Origin of the sequence: Pigmentiphaga sp. YJ18, from assembly GCF_038066655.1 — a bacterium.
Classification (GTDB): domain Bacteria; phylum Pseudomonadota; class Gammaproteobacteria; order Burkholderiales; family Burkholderiaceae_B; genus Pigmentiphaga.
In genome coordinates this window covers 66,276-89,689 of the sequence record NZ_JBBUKU010000001.1, presented here as the reverse complement: position 1 = coordinate 89,689, position 23,414 = coordinate 66,276, and the positions used below count along the sequence as shown (strand labels likewise).

The 23,414-nt window shown below is 68.2% G+C and carries 25 protein-coding genes; 21 read left to right on the top strand and 4 right to left on the bottom strand.

Annotation, left to right across the window (positions count from 1 at the left end):
- Nucleotides 1-21 precede the first annotated feature (21 nt).
- Genes WKR98_RS00435 through WKR98_RS00395 form a run of 9 tightly spaced genes read left to right on the top strand, consistent with a single transcriptional unit; the run spans nucleotide 22 to nucleotide 7,283 of the window.
- Nucleotides 22-981, top strand: coding sequence for a Bug family tripartite tricarboxylate transporter substrate binding protein (locus WKR98_RS00435; protein ID WP_341431709.1), 960 nt, complete (start codon nucleotides 22-24; stop codon nucleotides 979-981).
- 3 nt (nucleotides 982-984) lie between these two features.
- On the top strand, nucleotides 985-1,269 hold the full coding sequence (locus tag WKR98_RS00430; protein ID WP_124691327.1) for an extradiol ring-cleavage dioxygenase: 285 nt from the start codon (nucleotides 985-987) through the stop codon (nucleotides 1,267-1,269).
- Nucleotides 1,254-2,087 (top strand): DODA-type extradiol aromatic ring-opening family dioxygenase, encoded by an 834-nt coding sequence (locus WKR98_RS00425; protein ID WP_124691326.1) that lies wholly within the window; start codon nucleotides 1,254-1,256, stop codon nucleotides 2,085-2,087. Before WKR98_RS00430 ends, WKR98_RS00425 begins: the two co-directional genes overlap by 16 nt.
- Nucleotides 2,084-3,391 (top strand): aromatic ring-hydroxylating oxygenase subunit alpha, encoded by a 1,308-nt coding sequence (locus WKR98_RS00420; protein WP_341431708.1) that lies wholly within the window; start codon nucleotides 2,084-2,086, stop codon nucleotides 3,389-3,391. The genes WKR98_RS00425 and WKR98_RS00420 overlap by 4 nt, the downstream gene beginning before the upstream one ends.
- Nucleotides 3,392-3,395: 4 nt before the next feature.
- A complete protein-coding gene (locus tag WKR98_RS00415; protein ID WP_207221900.1) occupies nucleotides 3,396-3,968 on the top strand; it encodes a 3-phenylpropionate/cinnamic acid dioxygenase subunit beta in 573 nt (190 codons plus the stop codon).
- Complete coding sequence (locus WKR98_RS00410; RefSeq protein WP_124691324.1) at nucleotides 3,965-4,798, top strand: SDR family oxidoreductase; 834 nt, start codon at nucleotides 3,965-3,967, stop codon at nucleotides 4,796-4,798. The genes WKR98_RS00415 and WKR98_RS00410 overlap by 4 nt, the downstream gene beginning before the upstream one ends.
- Before the next feature lie 10 nt (nucleotides 4,799-4,808).
- A complete protein-coding gene (locus WKR98_RS00405; protein WP_124691323.1) occupies nucleotides 4,809-5,642 on the top strand; it encodes an alpha/beta fold hydrolase in 834 nt (277 codons plus the stop codon).
- 50 nt (nucleotides 5,643-5,692) lie between these two features.
- The gene (hpaH, locus tag WKR98_RS00400) at nucleotides 5,693-6,496 is read left to right on the top strand and encodes a 2-oxo-hept-4-ene-1,7-dioate hydratase (protein WP_341431707.1); all 804 of its coding nucleotides are present in this window, start codon (nucleotides 5,693-5,695) and stop codon (nucleotides 6,494-6,496) included.
- A gap of 13 nt (nucleotides 6,497-6,509) precedes the next feature.
- The gene (locus WKR98_RS00395; RefSeq protein ID WP_341431706.1) at nucleotides 6,510-7,283 is read left to right on the top strand and encodes an aldolase/citrate lyase family protein; all 774 of its coding nucleotides are present in this window, start codon (nucleotides 6,510-6,512) and stop codon (nucleotides 7,281-7,283) included.
- Here the strand turns inward: WKR98_RS00395 and WKR98_RS00390 are convergent.
- The gene (locus WKR98_RS00390) at nucleotides 7,270-8,244 is read right to left on the bottom strand and encodes a Bug family tripartite tricarboxylate transporter substrate binding protein (protein WP_341431705.1); all 975 of its coding nucleotides are present in this window, start codon (nucleotides 8,242-8,244) and stop codon (nucleotides 7,270-7,272) included. The genes WKR98_RS00395 and WKR98_RS00390 overlap by 14 nt on opposite strands.
- Nucleotides 8,245-8,383: 139 nt before the next feature.
- On the opposite strand from WKR98_RS00390, the gene WKR98_RS00385 reads away from it, so the two are divergent.
- Genes WKR98_RS00385 through WKR98_RS00375 form a run of 3 tightly spaced genes read left to right on the top strand, consistent with a single transcriptional unit; the run spans nucleotide 8,384 to nucleotide 11,214 of the window.
- Complete coding sequence (locus WKR98_RS00385) at nucleotides 8,384-8,959, top strand: VOC family protein (protein ID WP_124691319.1); 576 nt, start codon at nucleotides 8,384-8,386, stop codon at nucleotides 8,957-8,959.
- Nucleotides 8,952-10,454 (top strand): bifunctional 3-(3-hydroxy-phenyl)propionate/3-hydroxycinnamic acid hydroxylase MhpA, encoded by a 1,503-nt coding sequence (mhpA, locus tag WKR98_RS00380; RefSeq protein ID WP_341431704.1) that lies wholly within the window; start codon nucleotides 8,952-8,954, stop codon nucleotides 10,452-10,454. Before WKR98_RS00385 ends, mhpA begins: the two co-directional genes overlap by 8 nt.
- 4 nt (nucleotides 10,455-10,458) lie before the next feature.
- A complete protein-coding gene (locus tag WKR98_RS00375; protein WP_124691317.1) occupies nucleotides 10,459-11,214 on the top strand; it encodes an IclR family transcriptional regulator in 756 nt (251 codons plus the stop codon).
- Nucleotides 11,215-11,223: 9 nt separating this feature from the next.
- Here the strand turns inward: WKR98_RS00375 and WKR98_RS00370 are convergent, their stop codons facing one another.
- Nucleotides 11,224-11,928: a GntR family transcriptional regulator gene (locus WKR98_RS00370; RefSeq protein WP_124691316.1), complete on the bottom strand. Its 705-nt coding sequence runs from the start codon at nucleotides 11,926-11,928 to the stop codon at nucleotides 11,224-11,226.
- A gap of 118 nt (nucleotides 11,929-12,046) precedes the next feature.
- Complete coding sequence (locus WKR98_RS00365; protein WP_124691315.1) at nucleotides 12,047-12,544, bottom strand: flavin reductase family protein; 498 nt, start codon at nucleotides 12,542-12,544, stop codon at nucleotides 12,047-12,049.
- Nucleotides 12,545-12,629: 85 nt separating this feature from the next.
- Here WKR98_RS00365 and WKR98_RS00360 point away from each other — a divergent pair, with 85 nt between their 5' ends.
- From WKR98_RS00360 to WKR98_RS00350, 3 genes are all read left to right on the top strand, one after another.
- Nucleotides 12,630-14,105, top strand: coding sequence for a 4-hydroxyphenylacetate 3-hydroxylase family protein (locus WKR98_RS00360; protein ID WP_341431703.1), 1,476 nt, complete (start codon nucleotides 12,630-12,632; stop codon nucleotides 14,103-14,105).
- 66 nt (nucleotides 14,106-14,171) lie between these two features.
- Complete coding sequence (locus WKR98_RS00355) at nucleotides 14,172-15,944, top strand: CocE/NonD family hydrolase (RefSeq protein WP_341431702.1); 1,773 nt, start codon at nucleotides 14,172-14,174, stop codon at nucleotides 15,942-15,944.
- Between the two features lie 71 nt (nucleotides 15,945-16,015).
- Nucleotides 16,016-17,023 carry a Bug family tripartite tricarboxylate transporter substrate binding protein gene (locus WKR98_RS00350; protein ID WP_124691312.1) on the top strand — a complete coding sequence of 336 codons (1,008 nt, stop codon included), beginning with the start codon at nucleotides 16,016-16,018 and terminating at the stop codon, nucleotides 17,021-17,023.
- A gap of 18 nt (nucleotides 17,024-17,041) precedes the next feature.
- Here WKR98_RS00350 and WKR98_RS00345 read toward each other — a convergent pair whose 3' ends face one another.
- Nucleotides 17,042-17,791 carry an IclR family transcriptional regulator gene (locus WKR98_RS00345; protein WP_192901774.1) on the bottom strand — a complete coding sequence of 250 codons (750 nt, stop codon included), beginning with the start codon at nucleotides 17,789-17,791 and terminating at the stop codon, nucleotides 17,042-17,044.
- A gap of 201 nt (nucleotides 17,792-17,992) precedes the next feature.
- On the opposite strand from WKR98_RS00345, the gene WKR98_RS00340 reads away from it, so the two are divergent.
- From WKR98_RS00340 to WKR98_RS00315, 6 genes are read left to right on the top strand one after another with little or no spacing between them, the layout of a single operon-like run.
- Nucleotides 17,993-19,537: an acetolactate synthase large subunit gene (locus WKR98_RS00340; RefSeq protein WP_341431701.1), complete on the top strand. Its 1,545-nt coding sequence runs from the start codon at nucleotides 17,993-17,995 to the stop codon at nucleotides 19,535-19,537.
- 48 nt (nucleotides 19,538-19,585) lie between these two features.
- Nucleotides 19,586-20,380 carry an SDR family NAD(P)-dependent oxidoreductase gene (locus tag WKR98_RS00335; protein WP_124692495.1) on the top strand — a complete coding sequence of 265 codons (795 nt, stop codon included), beginning with the start codon at nucleotides 19,586-19,588 and terminating at the stop codon, nucleotides 20,378-20,380.
- 14 nt (nucleotides 20,381-20,394) lie between these two features.
- The gene (locus tag WKR98_RS00330) at nucleotides 20,395-21,438 is read left to right on the top strand and encodes a WD40/YVTN/BNR-like repeat-containing protein (RefSeq protein ID WP_341431700.1); all 1,044 of its coding nucleotides are present in this window, start codon (nucleotides 20,395-20,397) and stop codon (nucleotides 21,436-21,438) included.
- Between the two features lie 11 nt (nucleotides 21,439-21,449).
- Complete coding sequence (locus tag WKR98_RS00325; protein WP_341431699.1) at nucleotides 21,450-21,932, top strand: VOC family protein; 483 nt, start codon at nucleotides 21,450-21,452, stop codon at nucleotides 21,930-21,932.
- Between the two features lie 26 nt (nucleotides 21,933-21,958).
- Entirely contained in the window at nucleotides 21,959-22,558 is a 600-nt protein-coding gene (locus WKR98_RS00320) for an amino acid synthesis family protein (protein ID WP_124691308.1), read from the top strand.
- A 1-nt stretch (nucleotide 22,559) separates the two neighbouring features.
- Nucleotides 22,560-23,408 (top strand): alpha/beta fold hydrolase, encoded by an 849-nt coding sequence (locus WKR98_RS00315; RefSeq protein ID WP_341431698.1) that lies wholly within the window; start codon nucleotides 22,560-22,562, stop codon nucleotides 23,406-23,408.
- Nucleotides 23,409-23,414: the final 6 nt, after the last annotated feature.

Sequence of the window (23,414 nt, the reverse complement as noted above, 5' to 3'; positions counted from 1 at the left end):
GCACGCACCGAGGAGACGACGATGCGAACTATTGCGGTCGCGGCGGCCCTGTCGGCCGCCTTGGCGGGATTCCCCTGCTGGGCGAAGTATCCGGAACGCCCCATACGGCTGATCGTGCCGTATCCGGCGGGCGGCACCACCGACGTGCTGGCGCGCCTGGTGGCCAAGGTCATGGCCGAGGCATTGGGGCAGGAGGTATTCGTCGACAACCGGGCGGGCGCGGCCACCATCGTGGGCGTGGACGCGGCAGCCAGGGCTCCCAACGATGGCTACACCATCCTGCTCGCGACGGCCACGTCGTTCGCGGTCAATCCCCACATCTACAAGAAGCTCCCTTATCGCCTGGACGAGTTCATTCCGATCGGGTTCATCGGCGAAGCGCCCATCCTGCTGGTTTCTCCCGTGTCGTATCCCGCACGCAACCTGCCCGAACTGGTCTCCAGACTGAAGGCCGATACCGCCGGCACGGCCATCGCGACTACCGGCAAGGGCGGCTTCTCGCATTTGACGGCCGCCATGTTCTTCAACGCCATCGGCGCCAGGTACCGCGACGTGCCCTACCGTGGGGAAGCTCCGGCCATCCAGGACGTGGTGGGGGGCCAGGTGAACCTGTACTTCGGCAGCATGCCGGGCACGCTTTCCCATGTCAGCGCCGGACGACTGCGCGCCTATGGCGTGACGTCGGAACAGCGGTCGCCGTCGGCGCCCGCCATCCCCTCATTCGCCGAGCAGGGACTGCCCCAGGTGGTCGCCACGTCCTGGTTCGGGCTGTCGGCGCCCAAGGGAACGTCGTCCGACATCATCGCCACGTTGGGGGCGGCGCTGGCGAAGGCGATGAAGGAACAGAGCATGCGCGACAGGCTGGCGCAGGAAGGCGCGGTCACGCGCGAGATGTCGCCGGCCGGGTTCGCCGATTACATTCGCCGCGACAACGAGCGCTGGGGCGTCATCGTGCGGGCGGCCGGCGTGGAAGCGGAGTAGGCCATGAGCGGATACATGCTGGAGCAGGTGCTGTACGACCTGGGAACGCGCCGCGATGCGCGTGAGGCTTTCGCGGCTGATGCCGCGGGGTTTCTTGCACGCTACCGCCTGGAACCCGCCCAGGCCAGGATGGTCGTGGAATTCGACGTGGCGCAATTGCAGCGCGAGGGCGTCAGCCCATTGCTGACCTATGGCTATTGGATGATGAACGCGCCGTCGCGGACGAGGGCCTCCTATCTGGCGAGGCTGCGCGAAGCGCGGGAGGAGGGGGCATGGCAAGCATCGTAGGCGGCTTCGTCATGCCGCATGAACCCGGCATCTTCTACATGCCCAGGGAGCGCTGGACGGAAGGCCAGCACCGGGTCATGGCGGCCTATGGCGAGATCGCGCGCCGCATAGGCGAACTGGAAGCCACCGCGGTGGTCGTGGTCGGCGCCGACCACTACGTGCTGTTCGGGCCGGGATGCCTGCCGAGCTATCTGATCGGGATAGGCGAGGTCAGCGGACCTTATGAGAGGTTCGCCGGCATCGACCAGGGCGCGATTCCCAACCATGCGCCGCTTGCCGGGCACATCGCGCGCCATGGCCGGGACCATGGATACGACTGGGCCGTGGCCAAGGTGCTGCGCGTGGACCATTCGATCGGCCTGCCCGCGCGCGTGTGCGCGCTCGTCAATCCCTCGGTGCGCGGCGTGATACCGGTCTACCTGGCCAGCGGCGTGGAGCCGGTGATATCGCTGCGGCGGGCCCACCAACTGGGCGGCGCCCTGCGCGCGGCGGTCGAGGCCTGGGACACCGACGACCGCGTCGTGGTGATCGGTTCCGGTGGCATCAGCCATTGGGTCGGCATGCCGCAGATGGGACGGGTGAACGAGGCCTTCGACCATCGCGTGCTCGATTGCGTGGCGCGAGGCGATTCCCATGGCCTGCTGGAGATGAGCGATGCCGAGATCCTGGAGCAGGGTGGCAACGGCGCTTTCGAGATAAGGAATTTTCTTTGCATGATGGGCGCGCTGCCGGGCCGGACCGGACGAGTGCTGTGCTATGAGCACGGCGAAGAATGGGTGACCGGCCTGGGGTTCGCCGAAGTCCTGGAGCCAGCATGACGACTGACGTTATTCAACCCGGTCCGGACGAACTCCGCGCGCTGGTGGATCTGGAACGTGGCGCGATCGACCGCCGCGTGTATTGGGACGAGGCCGTCTACCGGCTGGAGCTCGAACGCATCTTTGCCCGTTGCTGGCTGTTCGTGGCGCACGAGAGCCAGGTCGCGGAACCCGGCGACTTCCTGACCACCTACATGGGCGAGGACGGGGTGATCGTGGCCCGGGACGGCAATGGCGCGATCAACGTCTTCCTGAACTCCTGCACGCACCGCGGCAACCGCATCAGCCTGGCCGAGGTCGGCAATCGCCGGCGCTTCACCTGCAACTATCACGGCTGGACTTTCGGGCTGGACGGCGCGCTGGTGGCGCTGCCCCAGGAGGACGTCTATCGGCAGACCTGCCCTGGCTTCGATCCGGGCGATCTCGGCCTGCACCGGGCCCGGGTCGCGTCCTACAAGGGACTGGTGTTCGCGACCTTTGACGAGGAAGCGCCCGGCCTGGAGGATTACCTGGGCGACTATCGCTGGTACCTGGACGTGCTGCTGGACAACGATGAGGACGGTACGGAATTTCTGGAAGGCAGCATCAAGTCGCGCATGGCATGCAACTGGAAGTTCCCGGCGGAGAACTTCGCCGGCGATTCGTACCACGCCGCCTGGACGCACAACTCGGGCGCGATGGCGATGCTGGGGATGGGCGTGGGCAAGTCGAACCAGGAGAACAGCTACCAGATCAACGTCAACGGACATGGCTGGCAATTCGGCCTCGACATGGTCGGCAACGCGATGGTGCTGGGCGAACAGGACATCGTCGACTACCTGCGCGAGCGCGAGGAGAAAGTAGCCGCCCGCCTGGGCAAGCTGCGATCGCGCATGGTGGGGTCCATCAGTTCGGCCAACCTGTTTCCCCATATGTCCTTCCTGCCCGGCCAGAGCACTTTCCGCACCTGGCATCCCAAGGGGCCGAAGGCAATAGAACTGCATACCTGGGTGCTGGTCAACAAGTCCGCGCCTGAAAGCCTCAAGAGCCTGTACATGAAGGGGGTCATGAGGACTTTCTCGCCGTCGGGCACCTTGGAGATGGACGATGGCGACAACTGGGAGAACTCGACGCAGACCAACGATGGCGTGGTGACCCGGCGCCAGAAGCTGCACTACGCGCTGGGCCTGGACAGCGGCATCCAGCATCCCGAGCTGAAGGGGGCGGTGCATCTGCGCAAGTACAACGATTCGAACCAGCGCGCCTTCTACCGCCAGTGGCTGAAGCTGATGTGCGACGAGCGCGCGCACGCATCCAGGAGCTGAGCACATGCCCGTGAACCTAGGCGAGACCCCCATCCTGCGCAAGCCGGTCGCGCCGCCGCCGCCGATGCTGCCGCCGCGGGACCTGGTGTTCGAAGTGGAGCAGTTCCTGTATCGCGAGGCCCGCCTGCTGGACGACGAACGCTACCAGGAGTGGCTGGGACTGATGACCGAGGATGTCCATTATTGGATGCCCGGTATCCAGTCGCGTCACCGGCGGGACAAGAAGCCCAGGCTCGATCCCCGGCGCATGGCATTCTTCGATGACGACCTGCTGAACATGCGGCGGCGGGTGACCCGCTTTCTCGATCCGACGGCATGGGCCGAGGATCCGCCGACCCGCTCCTGCCACATCATCTCGAATATCGAGGTCGAACTGACCGATGCGCCCGGCCAATACCGGGTGTACTCCGCCTTCGTCAATTGCCGGGGCAGGGGCGAGGCGGAAGAGTACTGGTTGTCCGGCCGCCGCAACGACGTGCTGCGGCGCGTGGAGGACGGCGGCCTGCGCCTGGCGTCGCGCGAGATCGTCATCACGCAGACCGTCCTGCTGGCCAAGAACCTGAACGTATTCCTATGAATACACGGGCTCTCGAACGCGGCGCTTCTTCCTCGTCCGGCTGGCTGGCGGGGCAGGTCGCGGTCATTACCGGAGCGGCCAGCGGCATCGGCCGCGCGGTGGCCGAACGCTACCTGGAAGAAGGCGCGCTGGGCGTGGTATGCGTGGATGCCGACCGGGCTGGCCTGGACGAGTTGGCCCGGGAGCACGGGAGTCGCGTCGAACCGGTGGTCGGCGACGTACGCGACCATGCGGTCCACGAACGGGCGGTCGAACGCGCGCGGGCAAGCTACGGCGGCCTGGACGTGCTGGTGGGCAACGCGGGGCTGTTCGATTTTCGCCGGCCCTTGAGAGGCTATACCGCCTCGGCCCTGGCGGCGACGATGGACGAGTTGTTCGCCGTCAACCTGCGCGGCTATCTGTACGCGGCCATGGCCGCGCGCGAGGCGCTGGAGGCAGCCGGTGGCTGCATGATCTTTACCGCCTCGGTGGCCAGCTTCCATGCGGGGGGCGGAGGCGTGCTCTACACCATGGGCAAGCACGCCGTGGTCGGCCTGGTGCGTCAGTTGGCCCTGGAGCTGGCACCCAGGGTGAGGGTGAACGGCGTCGGGCCGGGCGGCACGCTGACGGGACTGCGGGGCACGCAGACGCTGGGACACGGCGGCCGCCAGATCGATGCCGATCCGCGCGCCTTTGACGAACGCGTATCGGCGGCGGTGCCGCTGGCGTTCGCGCAGCGGCCGCGCGACCACGCCGGCCTTTATGTGCTGCTGGCCAGCCGCGACAACGCGCGCGCGGTCACCGGCGAAATATTCATGAGCGACGGCGGCGTGGCCGCCCGCTCGATCTGAGGAAACGGGCATGGACATTTCCGCGAGACATCCGGCCGTGGGCAAGACCGTCGAGGCCAACGGATTGCGCACGAACTATCACGAGGCGGGCGACGGGCCGCCGGTCATTTTCCTGCACGGTTCGGGGGCAGGGGTCAGCGGCTGGGAAAACTGGCATGGCGTCATGCCCGCGTTCGCGCGCCGGCACCGGGTGCTGGTCCCGGACATCGTCGGCTTCGGCTTCACCGAGCGGCAGCCGGGTGCGCGGTACAACATCAAGGTATGGGTCCAGCATCTGCTGGGATTCATGGATGCCATGGGCGTGCAGCAGGCCGATCTGGTGGGCAATTCGTTCGGCGGCGCGCTGGCGCTGGCCGTGGCGCTGCGCAATGGGCATCGCGTCCGCCGGATGGTGCTCATGGGCACGCCGGCCGGAGAGTTCGAGCAGCGCGCCTCGTCGGCGCGGTCCTGGTACTACCAGCCGTCGCTGGAGAACATGGCGGAGCTGCTGCGCACGTTCCCCCACGATCCGGCCGTGATCACCGACGAGATGGTAAGGCTGCGCCATGAGGTCAGCCTGCTGGCGGGGGGAATGGACGCCTACCGCAAGCTGTTTCCCGAGCCTGGGCAGCCGGGAGAAATCAGGATGGTCAAGGGCATTCCGGAGCCGGACCTGGCGTCGATCGAGGCCCCCGTCCTGGTGCTGCACGGCCGCGACGACCAACGGGTGCCCGTGGAATGCGGCCTTCGCATCGCCAGGCGGTGTCCGCGCGCCGATCTGCACATGTTCGGCCAATGCGGCCATTGGGTGCAGATCGAGAGGCAGGAAGCCTTCGTCCAACTGGCCACGTCATTCCTGGCATGACCGTCATGCCCTTCGCGTGAAACGCATTCACTCTCCGACAAGGAAATCCCGTGCTGGATCCCGATACATCATTGCGGCTCGCGGTGGAGCTGGAGGCGGCTCAGCTCAGCCGCGTGCCGGTGCGGCAGTTTTCGCTGCGCCACCCCGACATGACGGTGGACGACGGCTATGGCATCCAGCGGGCCTGGATGCGCCTGAAGCAGCAGAGTGGCCGGACGCTGCGCGGGCACAAGATCGGACTCACCTCGCGCGCCATGCAGCAGTCCAGCCAGATCGACGAGCCCGACTATGGCGCCCTGCTGGACGACATGTTCCACGAGTCGGGCCATGACATTGCGCATGACCGCTTTCTCGTGCCGCGTGTGGAGGTGGAGCTGGCCTTCGTGCTCGGCCGGCCGCTGCGCGGACCGGGGGTGACAGTCTTCGACGTGCTGCGCGCCGCGGACTACGTGGTGCCCGCGCTCGAGATCATCGATGCGCGCATCGAACAGATGGACAGGGAGTCGGGCCGGCCGCGCAAGGTTTTCGACACCATTTCGGACAATGCCGCCAGCGCCGGCGTGGTGTTGGGAGGCCGGCCGGTACGGCCGGATGCCGTGGACCTGAGGTGGTGCGGCGCCTTGCTGCACAAGAACGGAATCATCGAGGAGTCGGGGCTCGCCGCCGCCGTGCTGGGCCATCCGGCCACCGGCATCGCGTGGCTGGCCAACAAATTGGCGCGGCATGACGAAGCGCTGGCCGAGGGCGAGATCGTCCTGGCGGGATCCTTCACCCGGCCCGTGGCGGGCGCGCGTGGAGACACCTTCCATGCGGACTACGGGCGGCTGGGGTCGATCAGCTTCCGTTTCGCTTGACGAGGGCCACCGCATGAATCTGCCCGAGAATGCCTTCAAGCGCGCGTTGACCGAACGCCGGCGGCTGATCGGCCTGTGGGCCGCGATGGCCGATCCCTACAGCCTCGAGATTTGCGCCCAGGCTGGATTCGACTGGCTGTTGCTGGACGGAGAACACGGCCCCAACGATCTGCGCACCGTCCTGGCGCAGTTGCAGGTATTGGCGGCCTACGCGCCGGCACCGGTCGTCCGCGTGCCGGAAGGCGATGCCGTGCTGTTGAAGCAATACCTGGAGATCGGCGTCCAGAATTTCCTGGTTCCCATGGTCGAGTCCGCCGCGCAGGCGAGCGCGATCGTGGCGGCGACGCGATATCCGCCGCACGGCACGCGTGGCGTGGGCAGTTCCATCGCGCGGTCCTCGCGCTGGGCCCGCTATGCGGACTACCTGCACGCGGCGAATGGGCAGATATGCGTACTGGCCCAGGTCGAGACCGCGGCGGGCGTGGAGCGTGTCGCCGAGATCGCCGGGGTGGAGGGCGTGGACGGCATCTTCATCGGTCCGGCCGATCTGGCCGCCTCCATGGGACGGCTGGGGGATCCGGGCCATCCCGAGGTGCGGGCAGCCATCGACCTGGCCCGGCGACAGGCGCTGTCGCAGGGCAAGGCCGTGGGCACGCTGGCCACCGATCCCGCCGTGATCCGGCAGCATCTGGAGCAGGGCGCCAGCTTCGTCGCGGTGGGCGTGGATGCCGCGTTGTTGGCGCGGGCCACCCGCGATCTGGCCGCCGCCTGGGTCAATCCAGCTTGACCTTGGCCTTGCGCACGACCTCGCCCCACTTGGCGCGGTCGGCCGCGATGAACGCCGCGAATTCCGCCGGCGTGTTCCCTTTCAGTTCTCCGCCATACGAGCGCCATTTCTCGGCCAGCTCCGGCGACTGCGCGGCCTTGCGCATGGCCTCGCTCAGCTTGTCGACGATGGCCTTGGGGGTGCCGGCCGGCGCCAGCAGCCCCTGCCAGGCAATGGGCTCGAAATCGGCGATGCCCGATTCGGCGAAGGTCGGCACGTCGGGGAAGGTGGGATGCCGCTGCTTGCCGGTGATCGCCAGCAGCTTGAGCTTGCCCGCGCGGATGTTGCCCGCCGCGGCCGGGAGTCCGTCGAACATCAATTGCACCTGGCCCGCCAGCAGATCGGCATAGGGGCTGTTGCTGTTGTACGGCACGAAATTCAGCCGGGTGTTCGCGCTGAATCCGAACCATTCGCCCGACAGGTGGGAGTAGCTGCCCGGCCCCTGCGTAGCCACGTTGACCGCGTCGGGCTTGGCCTTCATCAGGGCCAGCAGGGCGCGGACGTCGTTGGCGGGCAGCTTGGGCGTGGCGATCAGGCCGGTGTTCAGGATGCCGAGCAGGCTGACCGGCGTGAGGTCCTTGGCCGCGTCGAAGGGCAGCTTGGAGTACAGGTGCGGCACGACCGACAGCGTGCTGGTGGTGCCGATATACAGGGTGTAGCCGTCGGGCGTGGCGCGCGCGGCCGCCTCGGTGCCGATGATGCCCGAGGCCCCCGGCCGGTTGTCCACGAACACGTTCTGCCCCAGGACCTTGGTCAGCTCGGCCGCGATTTCGCGGGCATTGGCATCGGGCCCGGTGCCGGCGGCGAAAGGGGCGATGATGCGGACCGCCCGGGCGGGGTAGTCCTCGGCCTGGGCGCCGGCCGAAACGAAGGCCGCCAAGGCGATGGCGGGCAGGCCGATGCGGCGTAACAGCGAATTCATGGGTCGTCTCCTGGGATCATCACGTTCCGTGATTTTTGTAAGTCTATTATCAAATTAAGAGAATTCGTATATATTAAAAACACACGACAACCAAAAAATCAACTTTTATTCTCTTTTAAAGAGAACGAAAGGAGGAAAAATGGCAGTGCAACCCTCCCATGCTCCCCAGGCCGGCCTGCCGCTCGCCTTCAGCCATCTGGGGCTGTATGCGCGCGACATCGATGCGATGGCGCAGTTCTACCGGACCGTGCTGCGGTTCACCGAGACGGACCGCGGCAACCTGGGCCATACCCGCCTCATCTTCCTGAGCCGCGACCCGGCCGAGCATCACCAGATCGTCCTGGCCTCGGGGCGTCCCGAGGATCTGCGGTTCAGCGTCGTGAACCAGATCTCGTTCCGGGTCCCCGACCTGTCCACGTTACGGCGTTTCCACGAACGCCTGGTGGCGGCCGGCGTGGACGACATCCAGCCCGTCACCCACGGCAACGCGGTGTCCATCTATTGCCGGGATCCGGAGGGCAACCGGCTGGAACTGTTCATGGACACCGACTGGTACTGCGAGCAGCCGCTGCGCGAACCGGTGGACTTTCACGACAGCGACGAGGAGATCCTGCGCAAGGCAGAGGCCATCGCCCGCCGCTACCCCCGCTTCCAGCCGCGTGCCCAATGGCAGGCCGAGGTCGCCCGCCGCATGGAAGCCGACCAGCATGCGTGAACGTCCATCGATGACGGCCGACGTGGCGATCGTCGGCTACGGGCCGGTGGGGGCCATGCTGGCCAACCTGCTGGGGCAGGCGGGATTGTCGGTGCTGGTGCTGGACAAGGAGCGCCAGGTCTATCCCTTGCCGCGTGCCATTCATTTCGACGGCGAGGTCATGCGCATCTTCCAGAGCGCCGGCCTGCGGGAGGCGGTGCTGGAGGCGGCGCGGCCGGGCAGCCAGGGCATGCATTTCGTCAACGCCGAAGGCCGGACCCTGCTGATCCGGGGGGGCACGGCCGACGACGGGCCGCACGGATGCGCCAACAACTACTACTTCCACCAGCCCGAACTGGAGCGCGTGCTGCGTGAAGGCGTTGCCCGCCACGCCGGCGTGGCGGTCCGGCTGGGCTGCGAAGTGACGGCCTTGTGCGAACGCGGCGACTGGGTCGAACTGAACTTGTCGGACGGCGGCACCGCGCGCGCGCGCTATGCGGTCGGCTGCGACGGCGCCCGGTCGCTGGTCCGCAAGACCATGGACAGCAGGATGGAGGACCTGGGCCTGCACCAGCCGTGGCTGGTCTTCGACGCGATCCTGAAGGACGACGGCTCGTCCTTGCCGGCGCACACCGTGCAGTATTGCGACCCCGCGCGGCCCATGACCTATTGCAACGTGGTCGGACGCCGCCGGCGCTGGGAGATCATGGTCATGCCGGGGGACGACACCGCGGCCCTGGTCCGGCCCGATACGCTGTGGAAGCTCGTGCGCCGCTGGGTCACCCCCGAGCAGGCCGACCTCGAACGCGCCGTGGTCTATACCTTCCACTCCGTGCTGGCGCATGGCTGGCGCAAGGGCCGCATGCTGCTGGCTGGCGATTCCGCGCATCAGACGCCCCCTTTCCTGGGGCAGGGCATGTGCGCCGGCATGCGCGACGCCGCCAATCTGGCCTGGAAGCTCGAGGCGGTGCTGCGCGGGCGTGCCGGCGATGCACTGCTGGATTCCTACGAGTCCGAGCGCGCACCCCATGTGCGGGCCTTCGTGGAACTGGCCGTGCGCCTGGGCGCCATCATCCAGGCCACCGATCCCGATGCGGCTCGGGAACGCGACCGGCGCTTCTCGGCCGGCCAACCGGAGATCTTCGAGTTCCCCTCGCCCGCCCTGGGGCCGGGACTCCAGGGCGATGCGCCCGCGCCCGCGGGGCTGCCATTTCCGCAGCCGCGCCTGGATGACGGCAGGCTGCTGGACGAGGCGCTGGGCAACCGCATGGCGATCATCGGCGAGCCCGACGTGGTGGGCGGGGTGGGGGAATCCACGCGCGAGCGGTGGCGCGCGATGGACGCGGTGGTGCTCGACCGTCCGGGCCGTACACTAGCGGCCTGGCTCGACGCGCACGGCGCGCGGGCCATCGTGCTGCGTCCCGACCGCTACGTGATGGGCGTGGCGCACACTTCCGACGAACTCGAGCGCATCACGGCCCGCCTGCCGGCGGCCGAGCTGGCTCTGTCCCGATGACCGCATGGAAGAAAAATCCGCCACCAGCCTGGAACGCATGCTGCGGGTGCTGGACCTGTTCGACGACGAGCACCTGGTCCGCACCGCCGAAGAGATCGCGTCGCTGCTGGACGTGTCCCTGCCCACCGGCTATCGCTACGTGAAGACGCTGGGCGACGCGGGGCTGCTGCAGCGCGCCGGCGATTCGCGCTATGCACTGGGCCCGCGCATCGTGGTGCTGGACTACTACATCCGGCGGGCCGATCCGCTGCTGCAGGTCGCGATTCCCCACATGGCCGAACTGGTGGAGAAAACCAGCTTCGATTGCGTGACCTCGGCCTGGTTCGGTTCGCAGATCCTGGATACGCACCGCGAGATGGGCAAGGCACCCGCGACGCTGTCCTACGGACGCGGGCGGCCCCGCCCCCTGTTCAGCGGCGGCGCGCCCAAGGTCATCCTGGCTTCGTTTCCGCCGGCGCAGCTGCGCAAGCTGTTCGATGCGCATGCGGCCGACATCGCCCGGGCCGGACTGCCCACGGAATGGCCGGCGTTCCGGAAGTACTACGCCGCGATCCGCCGGGCCGGCTACTACGTGTCCCGGGGTGAACTCGAGCCGCAGCTGGCCGCCATCGCCGCGCCCATACCCAAGGCCGAAGGCGTTGTCTGGGGCGCCTTGTCGGTAGTGATAGACATGCCGCGCATCGACGTGGTGGACGTGCCGCGCGTGGTGCAGCTGGTCAGGCAGGCAGCGGGCAGGATCGCCGACGAACTGGCGGCCTGAGGGCCGGCCTCAGGATCGGTCCGCTTGCGTGGCGCGCGCGGTCTTGCTGGCGTGGGCCTCGATTTCCGCGACGAAGGCGAGCAGGTGCGCCTCGGCCAGCCGCCCCGCGGTCGCCCCGTCCCGTTGCGTCAGGGCCTCGATGATCTCGTCGTGCTCGTCCAGCGCGGCTTCCACGCGTTCGCCGAAGCGGACCGTGCCGACGCCGGCGCTGATCAGGAACTCGCCCCGGTCCCACAACGAAAAAGCCAGTTCGTTCAGGTTGGTCGCGCGCGCGATGGTGTGCAGCATCAGGTGGAATTTTCGATTGCCGAGCCGATAGGCCTCGTCCCTTCCCGATGCGGACGAGGCCCGGTTGAAGGCCTTTCTCATCCGGTCGTTGATCGACTGCAGTTCGTCGATTTCCTCGGGCAGCGCCCGCTGCGCGGCCAGCCGGGCGAAATAGCCCTCGATCACCGCGAACAGGCCCAGGAAGTCGGTGACGTCGGACAGCGACGGCGTGGATACGCGGCAGCCCACCTGGGGCGTGATCTCGACGAACTTCTCGATTTCCAGGCGCTTGAGCGCTTCCATGACGGGGAAGCGGCTGCTGCCTATGGCGGCCAGGACGGCGTCGATGTCGACCAGCGCACCCGCCGGCAGCTCGCCGTTGAGCATCTGGGCTTTCAGGTAGTCGTAGGCCTGGTTCGCGAGCGGTTGCTTGCCCCTTGATTCCATGCGTATCTCGTATTCGTGATAGGCCCGGCACTGCAAGCTCCGGAGCAGTGCTGCGCCTTCCTGTGACGCGGCTGGCGGGCATTATAGCCGCGGGGTCATGACGAACGACGCCGCTTGCTCAGGCGTGCGAGGCGGGCGCGTCGCCGGAGAAACGGCCGAAGCGGCCACGATAGTAGACAAGCGGATCGGCATCGCCGCCGGACTCCACCGCCACGACGCGCCCGACCAGGATGACGTGGTCGCCGGCGTCGTACTCGCATGCGGTGTCGCACAGCATGGACGCATGCGTGTCCGGCAGATGCGGCGGTTCCAGGCCGGCTTGCGGCGCCGCCGGCTGGGCGAACTTGGCCACGCCGCGCTTGGCGAAACGCACCGCCATGCCGGCCTGCTCCCGCGCCAGCACATGGACACGGAATTGCCTGCTGCCCGAGAAGGCCTGGCGGGACAGCGCGTGCTTGTCCAGGCAGAACAGGATCAGGGGGGGAGTCAGGGAGACGGAGGTCAGGGAACTGACCGTCACGCCCACGGGCGTGCCGTCCGCCGCGGTGGCGGTGACCACCGCGACCCCCGTGGGAAAGCTGCCGATGCAGCGCTTGAATTCTTCGGACGAGAGCATGTCGCTGGCCTTTCAGAACGTATTGACATGTTAACATGTTAGTCCTACGATGCGGACAAATCAACAAGGCTCAAGGAGAGCGTCGATGGGTGTGCGCAGCGGATCGGAATACCTGGACCATTTGCGGTCCCATCCTCGGGAAGTGTGGGTCGAGGGGCAGCGGGTCGAGGATGTGACGCGGCATCCGGCCTTCGGCCGCACCGCCAGGCAGGTCGCCCGGCTGTACGACCTGCAATCGGATCCGGAGCACGCCAAGGTCCTGGCCGCGGCCGTCGATGCCGGGGGCCGGTCCTGCGCCACGGCCTTTCTCGTGCCCAAGAGCCAGCAAGACCTGCGGGTCAGGCGGGCGGCCTTCGAAACCGTGGCCGAACAGACTTTCGGGCTGCTGGGCCGCTCGCCCGATTTCATGAACACCATGCTGGCCGCCTTCCTTGACGGCCGGGACTATTTCCGCAAGGCGGGCGCGCGGTTCGAGGACAACCTCGTGCGCTACGTCGAGCACGTGCGCGACAACGACCTGTTCCTGACGCACGCCCTCATCACGCCGCAGAACGACCGGTCCAAGGCCTCGCACGAGCAGGCCCAGTCCGACCTGCACCTGGGCGTGGTCCGCGAAACCGACGAAGGCCTGATCGTACGCGGCGCCCGCATGCTGGCGACCATGGGGCCGGTCGCCGACGAGGTGCTGATCTACAGCCTGCCCATGCTCAAGCCGGGCGACGAGCGCTACGCGGTCGCTTTCGCGCTGCCCCTGTCGACGTCGGGCCTGCGCCAGATCGCCCGGCCGCCGTTCGAGAAGGGGCTGGTCAAGGACCATTACGAGCATCCGCTGGCCAGCCGCTTCGAGGAGCCCGATTCCCTGCTGGTGTTCGACGACGTGCTGGTGCCCTGGGACCGGGTGTTCATCAACCAGGACGTGGAACTGTCCAACGGGATGTACGGCGGGACGGCGGTGCGGCAGTTCACGGCGCAGCAGACTTCGGTGCGAGGCCTGGTCAAGCTGAAGCTGATCACCGGCGCGATGATCGCCGTCGCGCGCGCGATCAAGGCCGACATCCACCTGCACGTGCAGAACATGATCGGCGAATGCCTGGACGCGATCGAGATGGTCGAGTCCTGCATCGTGCGCGCCGAGCTGGAAGCGCAGGCCGCGCCCAACGGCACCTTGCGTCCGAACCTGCGGCCCTATCACGCGATCCGCACTTTCCTGCCCACCATTTATCCGCGCGCCGTCGAGTACCTGCAAAAGGTAGGCGCGGGCGGCCTGCTGATGATGCCGGCCGAGTCCGACTTCGGCAGCCCCGTCGCGCGCGACGTGATCAAGTACTACCAGGGCGCGGCCACCGGGTCGGTCGACCGCATCCGCATCTTCAAGCTGGCGTGGGATCTGTGCGGCGACGCTTTCGCCAGCCGGCAGATGCAGTACGAGCGCTATTACGTGGGGGATCCCGTGCGCCTGCTGGCCAGCTCCTATCACGAGGGCAACCGCTCGGCCTGCACGGCGCTGGTCGATCGCGCCATGGAACTGGCCGGCGAGCCGGCGGGGATGAGCGGCAACTAGCACGAGGCCACAGGCCAACATCCAATCAGAACAAGAGGGGGAGACATGCATTGCAAGAAATCTTTCATGGCCCTGGCCGCGGGGCTCGCCGGCGCGGCCGTCGTCGCGCATGCCGCGCCGGGCGGTGCCAGGCCCGAACTGCCGGCCGCGTATCCCCAGGGGTGGGACGTGACATTCACGCAGCGCGCGCCGCTGAAGGTTGGCGAAGGCTTCTGCCAGCCGGCCGCGTCCGGTGCGTCGGGGCTCTGCTATGGGAAGTACCACGGGTTCGATCCGAAGAAGATCATCTACGCCAAGGGGACGCGTCTCTTCGCTTCCACGCTGCCGCTGGCCTGTGACATCGAGATGGACCAGGACGTCGCCATCACCCTGCGCGACGGGGTGAGGATCTACGCCGACGTGTTCCGCCCCGCAGGCCAGGGCAGGCTGCCCACGATCATGGCCTGGGGGCCGTACACGAAATCCGTGCCCCAGGATCCGGCCTGGGTCTATCCCAAGGGGATGCTGGATCCGGCCTGGATTTCCGGCCTGGCGGCATTCGAGACGCCGGATCCCGGCTACTGGTCCTGCCATGGCTATACCGTGGTCAACGTCGATCCGCGCGGGGTCGACATGTCGGAAGGGAACATGCAGTCCTTCGGCCGGGTGAACGCGGCCGATGGCTACGAGGCCATCGAGTGGGCGGCCGGGCAGCCCTGGAGCAACGGCAAGGTCGCGATGCATGGCAGCTCGTGGCTGGGGATGGTCCAGTACCAGATCGCCGCGCTGAGGCCCCCGCATCTGGCGGCCATCGCCCCGATCGGGGTCCATATCTCGGACCTGTACCGCGACCGTCTCATGAAGGGCGGGATCCCGAACACGCGGCTCAACACGTTCCTGCTCAGGAGCATGCGTGGATCGAACCTGTACGAAGAGCCGTCCGTCACGGCGCAGCGGCATCCGCTCATGAACGCCTACTGGGAGGACAAGATCGCCGATATGTCCCGGATCGAGATCCCGATGTACCTGGTCGGCAGCTATGGCCTGGAGATCGCGGCCGCCGAACTGGACGGATTCCACCGGGTGGCATCGCGCGACAAGTGGCTGCGCATCACCGAGAAGGGGCTGTGGAACGACCAGTACACGCCCGAGAACGTGGAGGACTACCGGCGCTTCCTGGATCGCTACCTGAAAGGGGCGGGCAACGGTTGGGAGCAAACCCCCCGGGTCCGCATGACGGTGCTCGATCCCGGCGGCAGGAATCAACGGCATGTGCCCGCGGGCGATTGGCCGCTGCCGAACACGCAATACCGGAAGGTCTACCTGGACGCGGCCAGGGGCTCGCTGTCGCCCGCGCCGGTCGGCACGGCATCGGCGGCGAGCTACGACGCCAGGGCCGGGACGGCCGTGTTCGTTCACCGGTTCGACAAGGATACGCGCCTGATCGGATACCTGAAGCTGCGCCTGTGGGTGGAGGTGGCGGGTGCCGATGACGGGGACTTCTTCGTCACGGTGCAGAAAACCGGTGCCGACGGGAAAGTCCTGGAGACCACCGAGGGATACAAGGAAACGGGTGGCCGTTTGCGGGCCTCGATGCGCGCGCTGGACGCAGGCCGGTCCAAGGACTTCATGCCGGTCCATGCGTTCCGCAAGCCTGAGCGCCTGCGGGCCGGGCAGGTCGTGCCGCTGGACATCGCGATCGCGCCGACGGGCATGGTGTGGCGCGCGGGCCAGGAGCTGCGGCTGACCGTGGCTGGCGACGCGTTGAAAGGTGTCACGGCGCCCAGCAACGCGGGCCGCCATGTGCTTCACACCGGCGGCAAGTACCAGGCCTACCTGCAGCTTCCCGTCATCGACTGAAACGTAGTTTCTTCGTGCCGTGCCTCGCATCCGCGACGCGTGGCCAGCAACGTGTATCTCAGGAGAATTGGATGAACCAGGCTTTCGTGGCAGCACCCGTTTCCTCGTCCCCGCTGCGTCGCCGCCTGTCTGTCGTGGCCGGCGTCCTGCTGCTTGCCGCATCCGGCGCACAGGCCCAGACATGGCCGGCGCAGACGGCTTCCATCGTCGTGCCCTATCCGCCGGGCAGCGCCCCGGACGTGCTGGCCCGCGGCCTGGCCGAGCGGCTGGGCGCCGCGGCGGACAAGACCGTCGTGGTCGAGAACAAGCCCGGCGCCAATGCCATCGTCGGCAGCGACGCCGTTGCCAAGGCCGCGGCCAACGGCAATACCTTGCTGCTGGTCGACCGTCTGACGCTGTCGGTCAACCCGGTGCTCTACGCCAAGCTGCCGTATGCCGCGCGGGACCTGACCGGCGTGTCCGACGTCGCCAGCGTCGACCTGGCGGTCGTCTGCCGTGCCGATGCACCGTTCAAGACCTGGGGCGAGATGATCGAGCACGCGCGCAAGCATCCGGGGGCGCTGATGGTCGCCACGGGCGGCCAGGGCAGCGTGCACCACCTCAGCCTGGAACTGATCGAACGTCACTACGGCGTGCAGATCACCGACGTGCCGTACAAGGGCATGGTGCCGGCGGCGGCCGCCGTGGTGGGCGGCGACGTGCCCTGCGTGGTCACGGGGCCCGAGACCGTGCTCGAACACATCCGCTCGGGCCGGCTGCGCGGGCTGGTCGTGGGCAACGCCAGGCGCTCCCCGCTGATGCCCGACGTGCCGACGCTGGCCGAGGTCGGCGCGCCCGGCGATCTGCTGATCCCTACCCATTTCACCCTGTTCGCTCCCGCGAAGACGCCGCCGCAGGTGATACGCGGCATCAACGCCGCGGTCGCGCGGGCCCAGGCCGATCCAGGCTTCATCTCGACTTTCGCGGCACGCGGGCTGGTGATCGCGCCCAGCACGCCCGAGCAGGTGAACGCGGGCGTCGAGGCCGAGACGGCGCGGCTGGGCAAGCTGATCCGCGACGCGAACATCCGGCTGGAATGAGATGCGGCCCGAAGCGCCTCAGGCCTGCGCGCCCTGCGAGATCCGCCGCGTGATTTCCTCGGCGGCCTCGCGCAGCCGTTTGGCCAGGTATTCCTCGTTGAATGCCTGGAAGCGGTCCACCGATCCCACGGCGGTGATGCTGCCCAGTATCCGCTTGCGTTCGTCGAAGATCGGGGCGGCGATCCCCGCCTTGTCCGGGTCGAGGTCGCCCACGGACAGGCAGTATCCCGCGCGCCGTATCTCCAGCATGGCGCGCGAGAAATCCTTCCAGCTCGCGCCCAGCCGCTGCATGTCCGCTTCCTGCGCGTGCTCGTCGTACAGGCGGCGCAACTGGCGGGGCGGCAGGCTGGCCAGCACCACGCGCGCCGTGGCGCTGCGCAGCAGGGCCATGGGGCGGCCGCGGCCGAAGCGCAGCGGCTCGGCGTCGCGGCCCGGGTGGTGGTGCACGGTGATGACCGTGCTGCCGTACAGCTCGCTCAGCAGCACGTTCAGGCCCGTTTCTTCCCCCAAGGCCTCGATCAGGTCCCGGCTCTCGGTAAGCATCGGGTCGTATTCGCGCATCTGCAGGTCGAGCTGGATCACGCGCGGCCCCAGCGCATATCCCCCCGGAAGCCGCACCAGGAGGCCCACCGCGCAAAGCTCGCGGATGTAGCGATAGGCCGTGGCGGGCGCGTAGCCGAGCTGGTTGCAGATCACGTCGACGTCGACGGCAGGCTGGTCGGGCCTGAAGAGGTCGAGGACGTCGAGCATGCGGCGAAGGCTGTTCATGAGAGGCGGAGGGCAGGGGAAAACGAAGCCCGCCAGGGTGCCGCAATGGCGCCGCTTTGGCAAGCCGGGGCCTTTCGTTGCCTCCTCTGGTTATGCAAATTTATCAAATAAGCAAATTTCTATCGAAATAATGGGGGCAATATTTTTATTGAATTTACGTTTTTATCGAATAGCGATAATACTGAAAAAAAGGAGTTCGACATGACGACTGGAGCGCAAGCCTTGCTGGCGGCCTTGCAGGTGGAAGGCGTGGAGGTATGTTTCGCCAATCCCGGCACGACGGAACTGGATGTCGTGCGGGCGTTCGATGCCGTGCCGGGCATGCGCTGCGTGCTGGGCCTGCAGGAGAACGTCTGCACCGGCGCCGCCGACGGCTACGGCCGCATGCGCGGCATGCCGGCGGCCACGCTGCTGCACCTGGGGCCCGGCTTCGCCAACGGCATCGCCAACCTGCACAACGCCCGGCGCGCGCATACGCCCATCGTCAACCTGATCGGCGACCACATGAGCTGGCACCTGCCTTTCGATGCGCCACTGACCTCCGACATCGAGTCGCTGGCGCGGCCGGTGTCGGGCTGGGTGCATCGGGTGACCAGCGCCGGGGACGCGGCGCGGGCCGGGCGGGACGCCGTGCGCGCCAGCCTGGCGCGAGGCGGGCAGGGCGCGACCGTCATCTTCCCCGCTGATTTCCAGGTGGGCGAGGCTGGCGGCGATGAGGCCGCAAGTGCCGACACCCGCGAGGAACCGGCGCCCGCCCCCGACCTGGCGGCGTGCGCCGCGCGGCTGAAGTCCGCGCGCAAGGTCCTGTTCCTGCTGGGAGGCGGGGGGCCGGCCAGCGGCCTGGGCGCCCGCGGGCAGCGCGCCGCCGCCCGGCTGTGCGCCGCGCTGGGCGCGTCGGCCTATGCCGAGACCTTCCCGTCGCGCGCCGAACGCGGGGGCGGCCTGCCCGATTTCGATCGCCTGCCCTATTTTCCCGAACCCGCCCGCGCGGTGCTGGACGAAGCGGAAGTGGTGGTACTGGCCGGCGCGCTGCCGCCCGTGACCTACTTCGGCTACGAGGGCCATCCCAGCCAGATGGTGGAGCCCGGCCGGCTGCTGCCGCTGGGAGAGCCGGGCGCGCCGGTGGCCGACTATCTGGAGGCGCTGGCCGGGATGCTGGATGCCCCCGCCTGGGAAGCCGCCGCGCCGGCGCTCCTGTTGCCGCAGCAGGGCCGGCTGACCCCCGCCGCGATCTCGGCCACGGTCGCGCGCCTGCTGCCCGAGGACGCCATCGTCTCGGTCGAGGGCGGCACTTGCGGCTATCCGTTCTATGCCGCCTCGGCGGCCTCGGCCCGCCACACTGCGCTGACCAACACCGGCGGCGCGATCGGGCAGGGGCTGCCGGTGGCGCTGGGCGCGGCCATCGCCAGCCCCGGACGCCGGGTGGTGGCGCTGTTGTCGGACGGCAGCACGCAGTACACGGTGCAGACGCTCTGGTCGCTGGCGCACGAGAACCTGCCGGTGGTGGTGCTGATCGCCGCCAATCACCAGTACGGAATCTTGCGCAAGGAGCTGGCGCGCGGCGAGCAGCCCGGCCCGCAGGCCGAGGCGCTGACCAGCCTGGACCGGCCGCGCATCGACTGGACGCGGCTGGCCGACGGCTACGGCGTGCCGTCCAGCCGGGTCGAGACGGCCGAGGAACTGGCCGAGACCTTCGCCGTCGCCTGCGCGCGCCCGGGGCCGACCCTGATCGAAATGCAGCTGTAGTGCCGCCGGCCCTGGGGGCCGCGCCGACAACGATTCATTGGAGAAATGATGGACCTAGAACTGAAAGGCCGCGCGGCGGTCGTGACGGGCGGCAGCCTGGGCATAGGACGGGCGACCGCCGAGGCCCTGGCGGCCGAAGGCGTGAACGTGGCGATCGTCTCGCGCAACCAGGCCCAGCTCGATGCGGCCGCGCGCGAGATCCGCGCCGCGCACGGCGTGGACGTGCTGCCGGTGGCGGCCGACGTGTCCGACACCGCGCAGGTGGCGGCGATGATGGACCGCGTGGCCGCGCACTTCGGCCGCCTGGACATCCTGGTCAACGGCGCGGCCCATCCGGGCGGGCTGGTGCGCAGCGAGATCGAACTGGCCGATCCCGAGGGGCTGCTGCAGGACATCAACATCAAGGTCGTGGGCTACATGCGCTGCGCCAAGGAAGCGGCACGGCACATGAAGGCCGGCGGCTATGGCCGCATCGTCAACATCGGCGGCCTGACCGGGCGCGGCAGCAAGCAGCTCTCGGGCATGCGCAACGTGGCGGTCTGCCACATGACCAAGACCCTGTCGGACCAGCTCGGGCCCCATGGCATCACGGTCAACGTGATCCATCCCGGCGTGGTCGACACGCCCCACATCCGCGAACTGTACGAGAAGGAAGCCGCCAAGCAGGGGCTGAGCGTGGACGAGGTCGAGGCCAACTACATCCGCGCCACGCCCATCCGGCGCACGCTGACGCCGGCCGAGATCGCCGACACCATCCTGTTCCTGGCTTCCCCCCGGGCGGCCGCCATCACCGGCGAGTCGATAGGCGTGGACGGCGGCATCACGCGCGGCATTTTCCTTTGAGCGGGAGAAACACCATGCAAGGCACGCTACTGGTGGGAACGGCCGGACAAGGCATATTGCGCAGCGTCGACGACGGCGCGAGCTGGCACCGGCTGGGTCTGAAGGAAGCCATCGAGTTCGACGGCGTGGTCCGCTGCCTGGCGGTGGATCCGGCCGATCCGAGCCGCGTGTTCGCCGGCGCCGATTGCGGCATCTGCCTGAGCACCGACGGCGGCGCGCATTTCTCGCGCATCGATTCGCCCGCGGACGGCATGACGGTCTGGGCCTTCGCCATCGATCCGCGCGATCCCGCCGTGATGTACGCCGGCACCGGCGCGCCTTCGCGCGCGGCCATGTTCCGGTCGCTGGACGGCGGCGCGAACTGGACCCGGCTGCCGCCGGAGATACCGGAGTTCTGCCGGGGCGTGAACCGGCCCCGCATCCTGGCCATCTGCGTGGATCCGGACGCGGCGGGCGAGGTCTGGTTCGGGGTGGAAGAGGGCGGCGCCTGGCGCAGCGGCGACCGGGGCGACAGCTGGACGCGCGTTGACCAGGAAGGCGCGCGCGAGGGCGCGATCGCCAATCCCGACATCCACGGCGTCACCATTCTTGCGTCCGCCGGCGGACAGCCCAAGAAGACGCTGGTGCTGTCGGTCAATACGGTCTATGCCAGCACCGACGAAGGGCAGACCTGGGCGGGCGAACCCTCGCGCCTGCGCTTCGACGGCATGTACTACACCCGCACCGCCCAGCCTTTGGCCGACGGCAGCGCATTGCTGCTGGCCATCGGCGACGGCACGCCGGGCACGCGCAGCCACATCTACCGCTCGGCCGACCGGGGCATGACCTGGGAACGGGCACAGCTGCACGCCGCGCCCAACTCGACCTTCTGGGCCTTCGGCACGCACGCGGCCGATCCGGGCTTCGTGCTGGCCGGCACCAAGTACGGCCACCTGTTCCGCTCCATGGACGGCGGGCGCAGCTGGTTCAAGGACTGGCGCGATTTCAGCGAGATCACCTCGGTCGCGTGGACGCCCCACGTGGCGCCGGTGCACGCGCATCCGCAATCCATCGCCTGAGGAGACCCGCCATGTCGCACACCGCACAGGACATCAAGCCCCGGATCACGCGCACGCATCTTTCCCTGTTCGTGGCCGACCCGTTCAAGTCGGGCCCCTGGTACGAGGACGTGCTGGGCATGACCGAGACCGCGCGCGGCGAGAAATGGGTGTTTCTCTCGTTCGGCGTCAAGCACCACGACATCGCGCTGATACGCGCCGAGTCCGCGGACGGCACGCCGCTGTCGCGCGGCCAGATCAACATGCAGCACTACGGCCTGGAGATAGACGGCGACGTCGACGAGCTGCGCCGCCTGTACGGGATGCTGCTGCGCAAGGGCGTCGAGGTGGTCAAGACCACCGACCACAAGGTCGGCTACGGCGTCTATTTTCAAGATCCCGACGGCCACCGCCTGGAGTTCTTCTGCCACACGGTGCACGACGACGAAGAGGGCAAGCGCATCCTGCACCAGTATCACGCGCCCAGCGATCCCATCGACCTGCAGCCGCTCTGAACCATCATCGAATCACGGAATCCATCATGAAATCCCCCAACTTCGGCCCCTACCATATCCGCAAGTGGTACCTCCAGATCGAGGACACGCTGGCCACCGAATCGGGCATGCCCGCCGACGGCGCCCCGCTGCGCAAGATCGTCGTGGGCGCGGTGCTGCACAACCCCTACGCCGGCCGCCACGAGGACAACCTGGGCGCCTACATCGAGCCCTCGAACCTGCTGGGCGCGGAGTTCGGCCGCCGCATCCAGGAGGCCGCCGCCGGCACGCCCATCGAGAGCTACGGCAAGGCCTGCCTGGTGGGCGCAGACGGCGAATATGAACACGGCAACGCGCTCCTGACCACGGTGTTCGCCAATCCCGTGCGCGACGCGCTGGGCGGCGGCCAGTCGTGGGTGCCGTCCACCGGCAAGCGCGGCGGCCCCGGCACGGTCATCGACATTCCGCTGGCGCACAAGGACGCGCTGTACGTGCGCTCGCACTACGACACGGTGTCGGCCCTGTTCAACGACGCGCCCAACCGCGACGAAGTACTGATCGCCTTTGCCTTCGCCACGCGCGGCCGGCTGCATGCCCGCCTGGGCGGACTGAAGGCCTCGGAAATCATCGGCGACGGGCTGAACTGACATGGACCGCCGCGACCATACCGTCCGCTGCGGGGACCTCAAACTGCACGTCGCGGACTGGGGTGATGCAGGTGGCTGGCCGGTGCTGATGCTGCACGGCATACGCAGCTTCGCCGACACCTTCGAGGGACTGGCCGGCGCGTTGCAGCCGGGCTACCGGGTGCTGGCGCTGGACCATCGCGGCCGCGGGCAGAGCGACTGGGACCCGGGGCGCAACTACTACACCGATGCCTATGTCCAGGACGTGCGGGCGGTGGCCGAGCAACTGGGGTTGTCCCGATTCGACCTGCTCGGGCACTCCATGGGCGGCATCAACGCCATCGTCTATGCCGCCGCCCACCCGGACCGGGTGCGCAGGCTGGTGGTCGAGGACGCCGGACCCGGCGCCTTCGACGACAGCGACGGCGCGCGGCGCATACGCGCCGAACTGTCCCGCACGCCCGAATCCTTCGCCGATTGGAGCGCGGCCGAGGCCTTCATGCGCGAGATCCGGCCGACCGTGACCCCCGATGCCATCGCGGCCCGGCTGCGCCACATGCTGGAGCCGGACGGCGGCCGCCTGCGCTGGCGCTACGACCATGCGGGCATCAAAGCCGCCCGTCTGGATCCGGACCCGGCACGGGTGGTCGACCTGTGGCCGCCGGTCCAGGCGCTGCGCTGTCCCACGCTGGTCCTGCGCGGCGGCCGGTCGGACTACCTGAGCGTGGCGACCGCCCAGGCCATGGCGGCGCGCAATCCGGCGATCGCCTGGCGGGAGATTCTCGACGCGGGCCACTACGTCCACGATGACCAGCCCGAGCGGGTCGCGCGGGCCGTCACGGAATTCCTGGGTACGGCGCCCACGCCCTGAGGAGAT

Excerpts from the sequence above, each read along its gene's own strand:
- WKR98_RS00435 (WP_341431709.1), top strand. The coding sequence starts at position 22 with ATGCGAACTATTGCGGTCGCGGCGGCCCTGTCGGCCGCCTTGGCGGGA.
- WKR98_RS00430 (WP_124691327.1), top strand. The coding sequence starts at position 985 with ATGAGCGGATACATGCTGGAGCAGGTGCTGTACGACCTGGGAACGCGC.
- WKR98_RS00425 (WP_124691326.1), top strand. The coding sequence starts at position 1,254 with ATGGCAAGCATCGTAGGCGGCTTCGTCATGCCGCATGAACCCGGCATC.
- WKR98_RS00420 (WP_341431708.1), top strand. The coding sequence starts at position 2,084 with ATGACGACTGACGTTATTCAACCCGGTCCGGACGAACTCCGCGCGCTG.
- WKR98_RS00415 (WP_207221900.1), top strand. The coding sequence starts at position 3,396 with ATGCCCGTGAACCTAGGCGAGACCCCCATCCTGCGCAAGCCGGTCGCG.
- WKR98_RS00410 (WP_124691324.1), top strand. The coding sequence starts at position 3,965 with ATGAATACACGGGCTCTCGAACGCGGCGCTTCTTCCTCGTCCGGCTGG.
- WKR98_RS00405 (WP_124691323.1), top strand. The coding sequence starts at position 4,809 with ATGGACATTTCCGCGAGACATCCGGCCGTGGGCAAGACCGTCGAGGCC.
- WKR98_RS00395 (WP_341431706.1), top strand. The coding sequence starts at position 6,510 with ATGAATCTGCCCGAGAATGCCTTCAAGCGCGCGTTGACCGAACGCCGG.
- WKR98_RS00390 (WP_341431705.1), bottom strand. The coding sequence starts at position 8,244 with ATGAATTCGCTGTTACGCCGCATCGGCCTGCCCGCCATCGCCTTGGCG.
- WKR98_RS00385 (WP_124691319.1), top strand. The coding sequence starts at position 8,384 with ATGGCAGTGCAACCCTCCCATGCTCCCCAGGCCGGCCTGCCGCTCGCC.
- mhpA (WP_341431704.1), top strand. The coding sequence starts at position 8,952 with ATGCGTGAACGTCCATCGATGACGGCCGACGTGGCGATCGTCGGCTAC.
- WKR98_RS00375 (WP_124691317.1), top strand. The coding sequence starts at position 10,459 with ATGGAAGAAAAATCCGCCACCAGCCTGGAACGCATGCTGCGGGTGCTG.
- WKR98_RS00370 (WP_124691316.1), bottom strand. The coding sequence starts at position 11,928 with ATGGAATCAAGGGGCAAGCAACCGCTCGCGAACCAGGCCTACGACTAC.
- WKR98_RS00365 (WP_124691315.1), bottom strand. The coding sequence starts at position 12,544 with ATGCTCTCGTCCGAAGAATTCAAGCGCTGCATCGGCAGCTTTCCCACG.
- WKR98_RS00360 (WP_341431703.1), top strand. The coding sequence starts at position 12,630 with ATGGGTGTGCGCAGCGGATCGGAATACCTGGACCATTTGCGGTCCCAT.
- WKR98_RS00355 (WP_341431702.1), top strand. The coding sequence starts at position 14,172 with ATGGCCCTGGCCGCGGGGCTCGCCGGCGCGGCCGTCGTCGCGCATGCC.
- WKR98_RS00350 (WP_124691312.1), top strand. The coding sequence starts at position 16,016 with ATGAACCAGGCTTTCGTGGCAGCACCCGTTTCCTCGTCCCCGCTGCGT.
- WKR98_RS00345 (WP_192901774.1), bottom strand. The coding sequence starts at position 17,791 with ATGAACAGCCTTCGCCGCATGCTCGACGTCCTCGACCTCTTCAGGCCC.
- WKR98_RS00340 (WP_341431701.1), top strand. The coding sequence starts at position 17,993 with ATGACGACTGGAGCGCAAGCCTTGCTGGCGGCCTTGCAGGTGGAAGGC.
- WKR98_RS00335 (WP_124692495.1), top strand. The coding sequence starts at position 19,586 with ATGGACCTAGAACTGAAAGGCCGCGCGGCGGTCGTGACGGGCGGCAGC.
- WKR98_RS00330 (WP_341431700.1), top strand. The coding sequence starts at position 20,395 with ATGCAAGGCACGCTACTGGTGGGAACGGCCGGACAAGGCATATTGCGC.
- WKR98_RS00325 (WP_341431699.1), top strand. The coding sequence starts at position 21,450 with ATGTCGCACACCGCACAGGACATCAAGCCCCGGATCACGCGCACGCAT.
- WKR98_RS00320 (WP_124691308.1), top strand. The coding sequence starts at position 21,959 with ATGAAATCCCCCAACTTCGGCCCCTACCATATCCGCAAGTGGTACCTC.
- WKR98_RS00315 (WP_341431698.1), top strand. The coding sequence starts at position 22,560 with ATGGACCGCCGCGACCATACCGTCCGCTGCGGGGACCTCAAACTGCAC.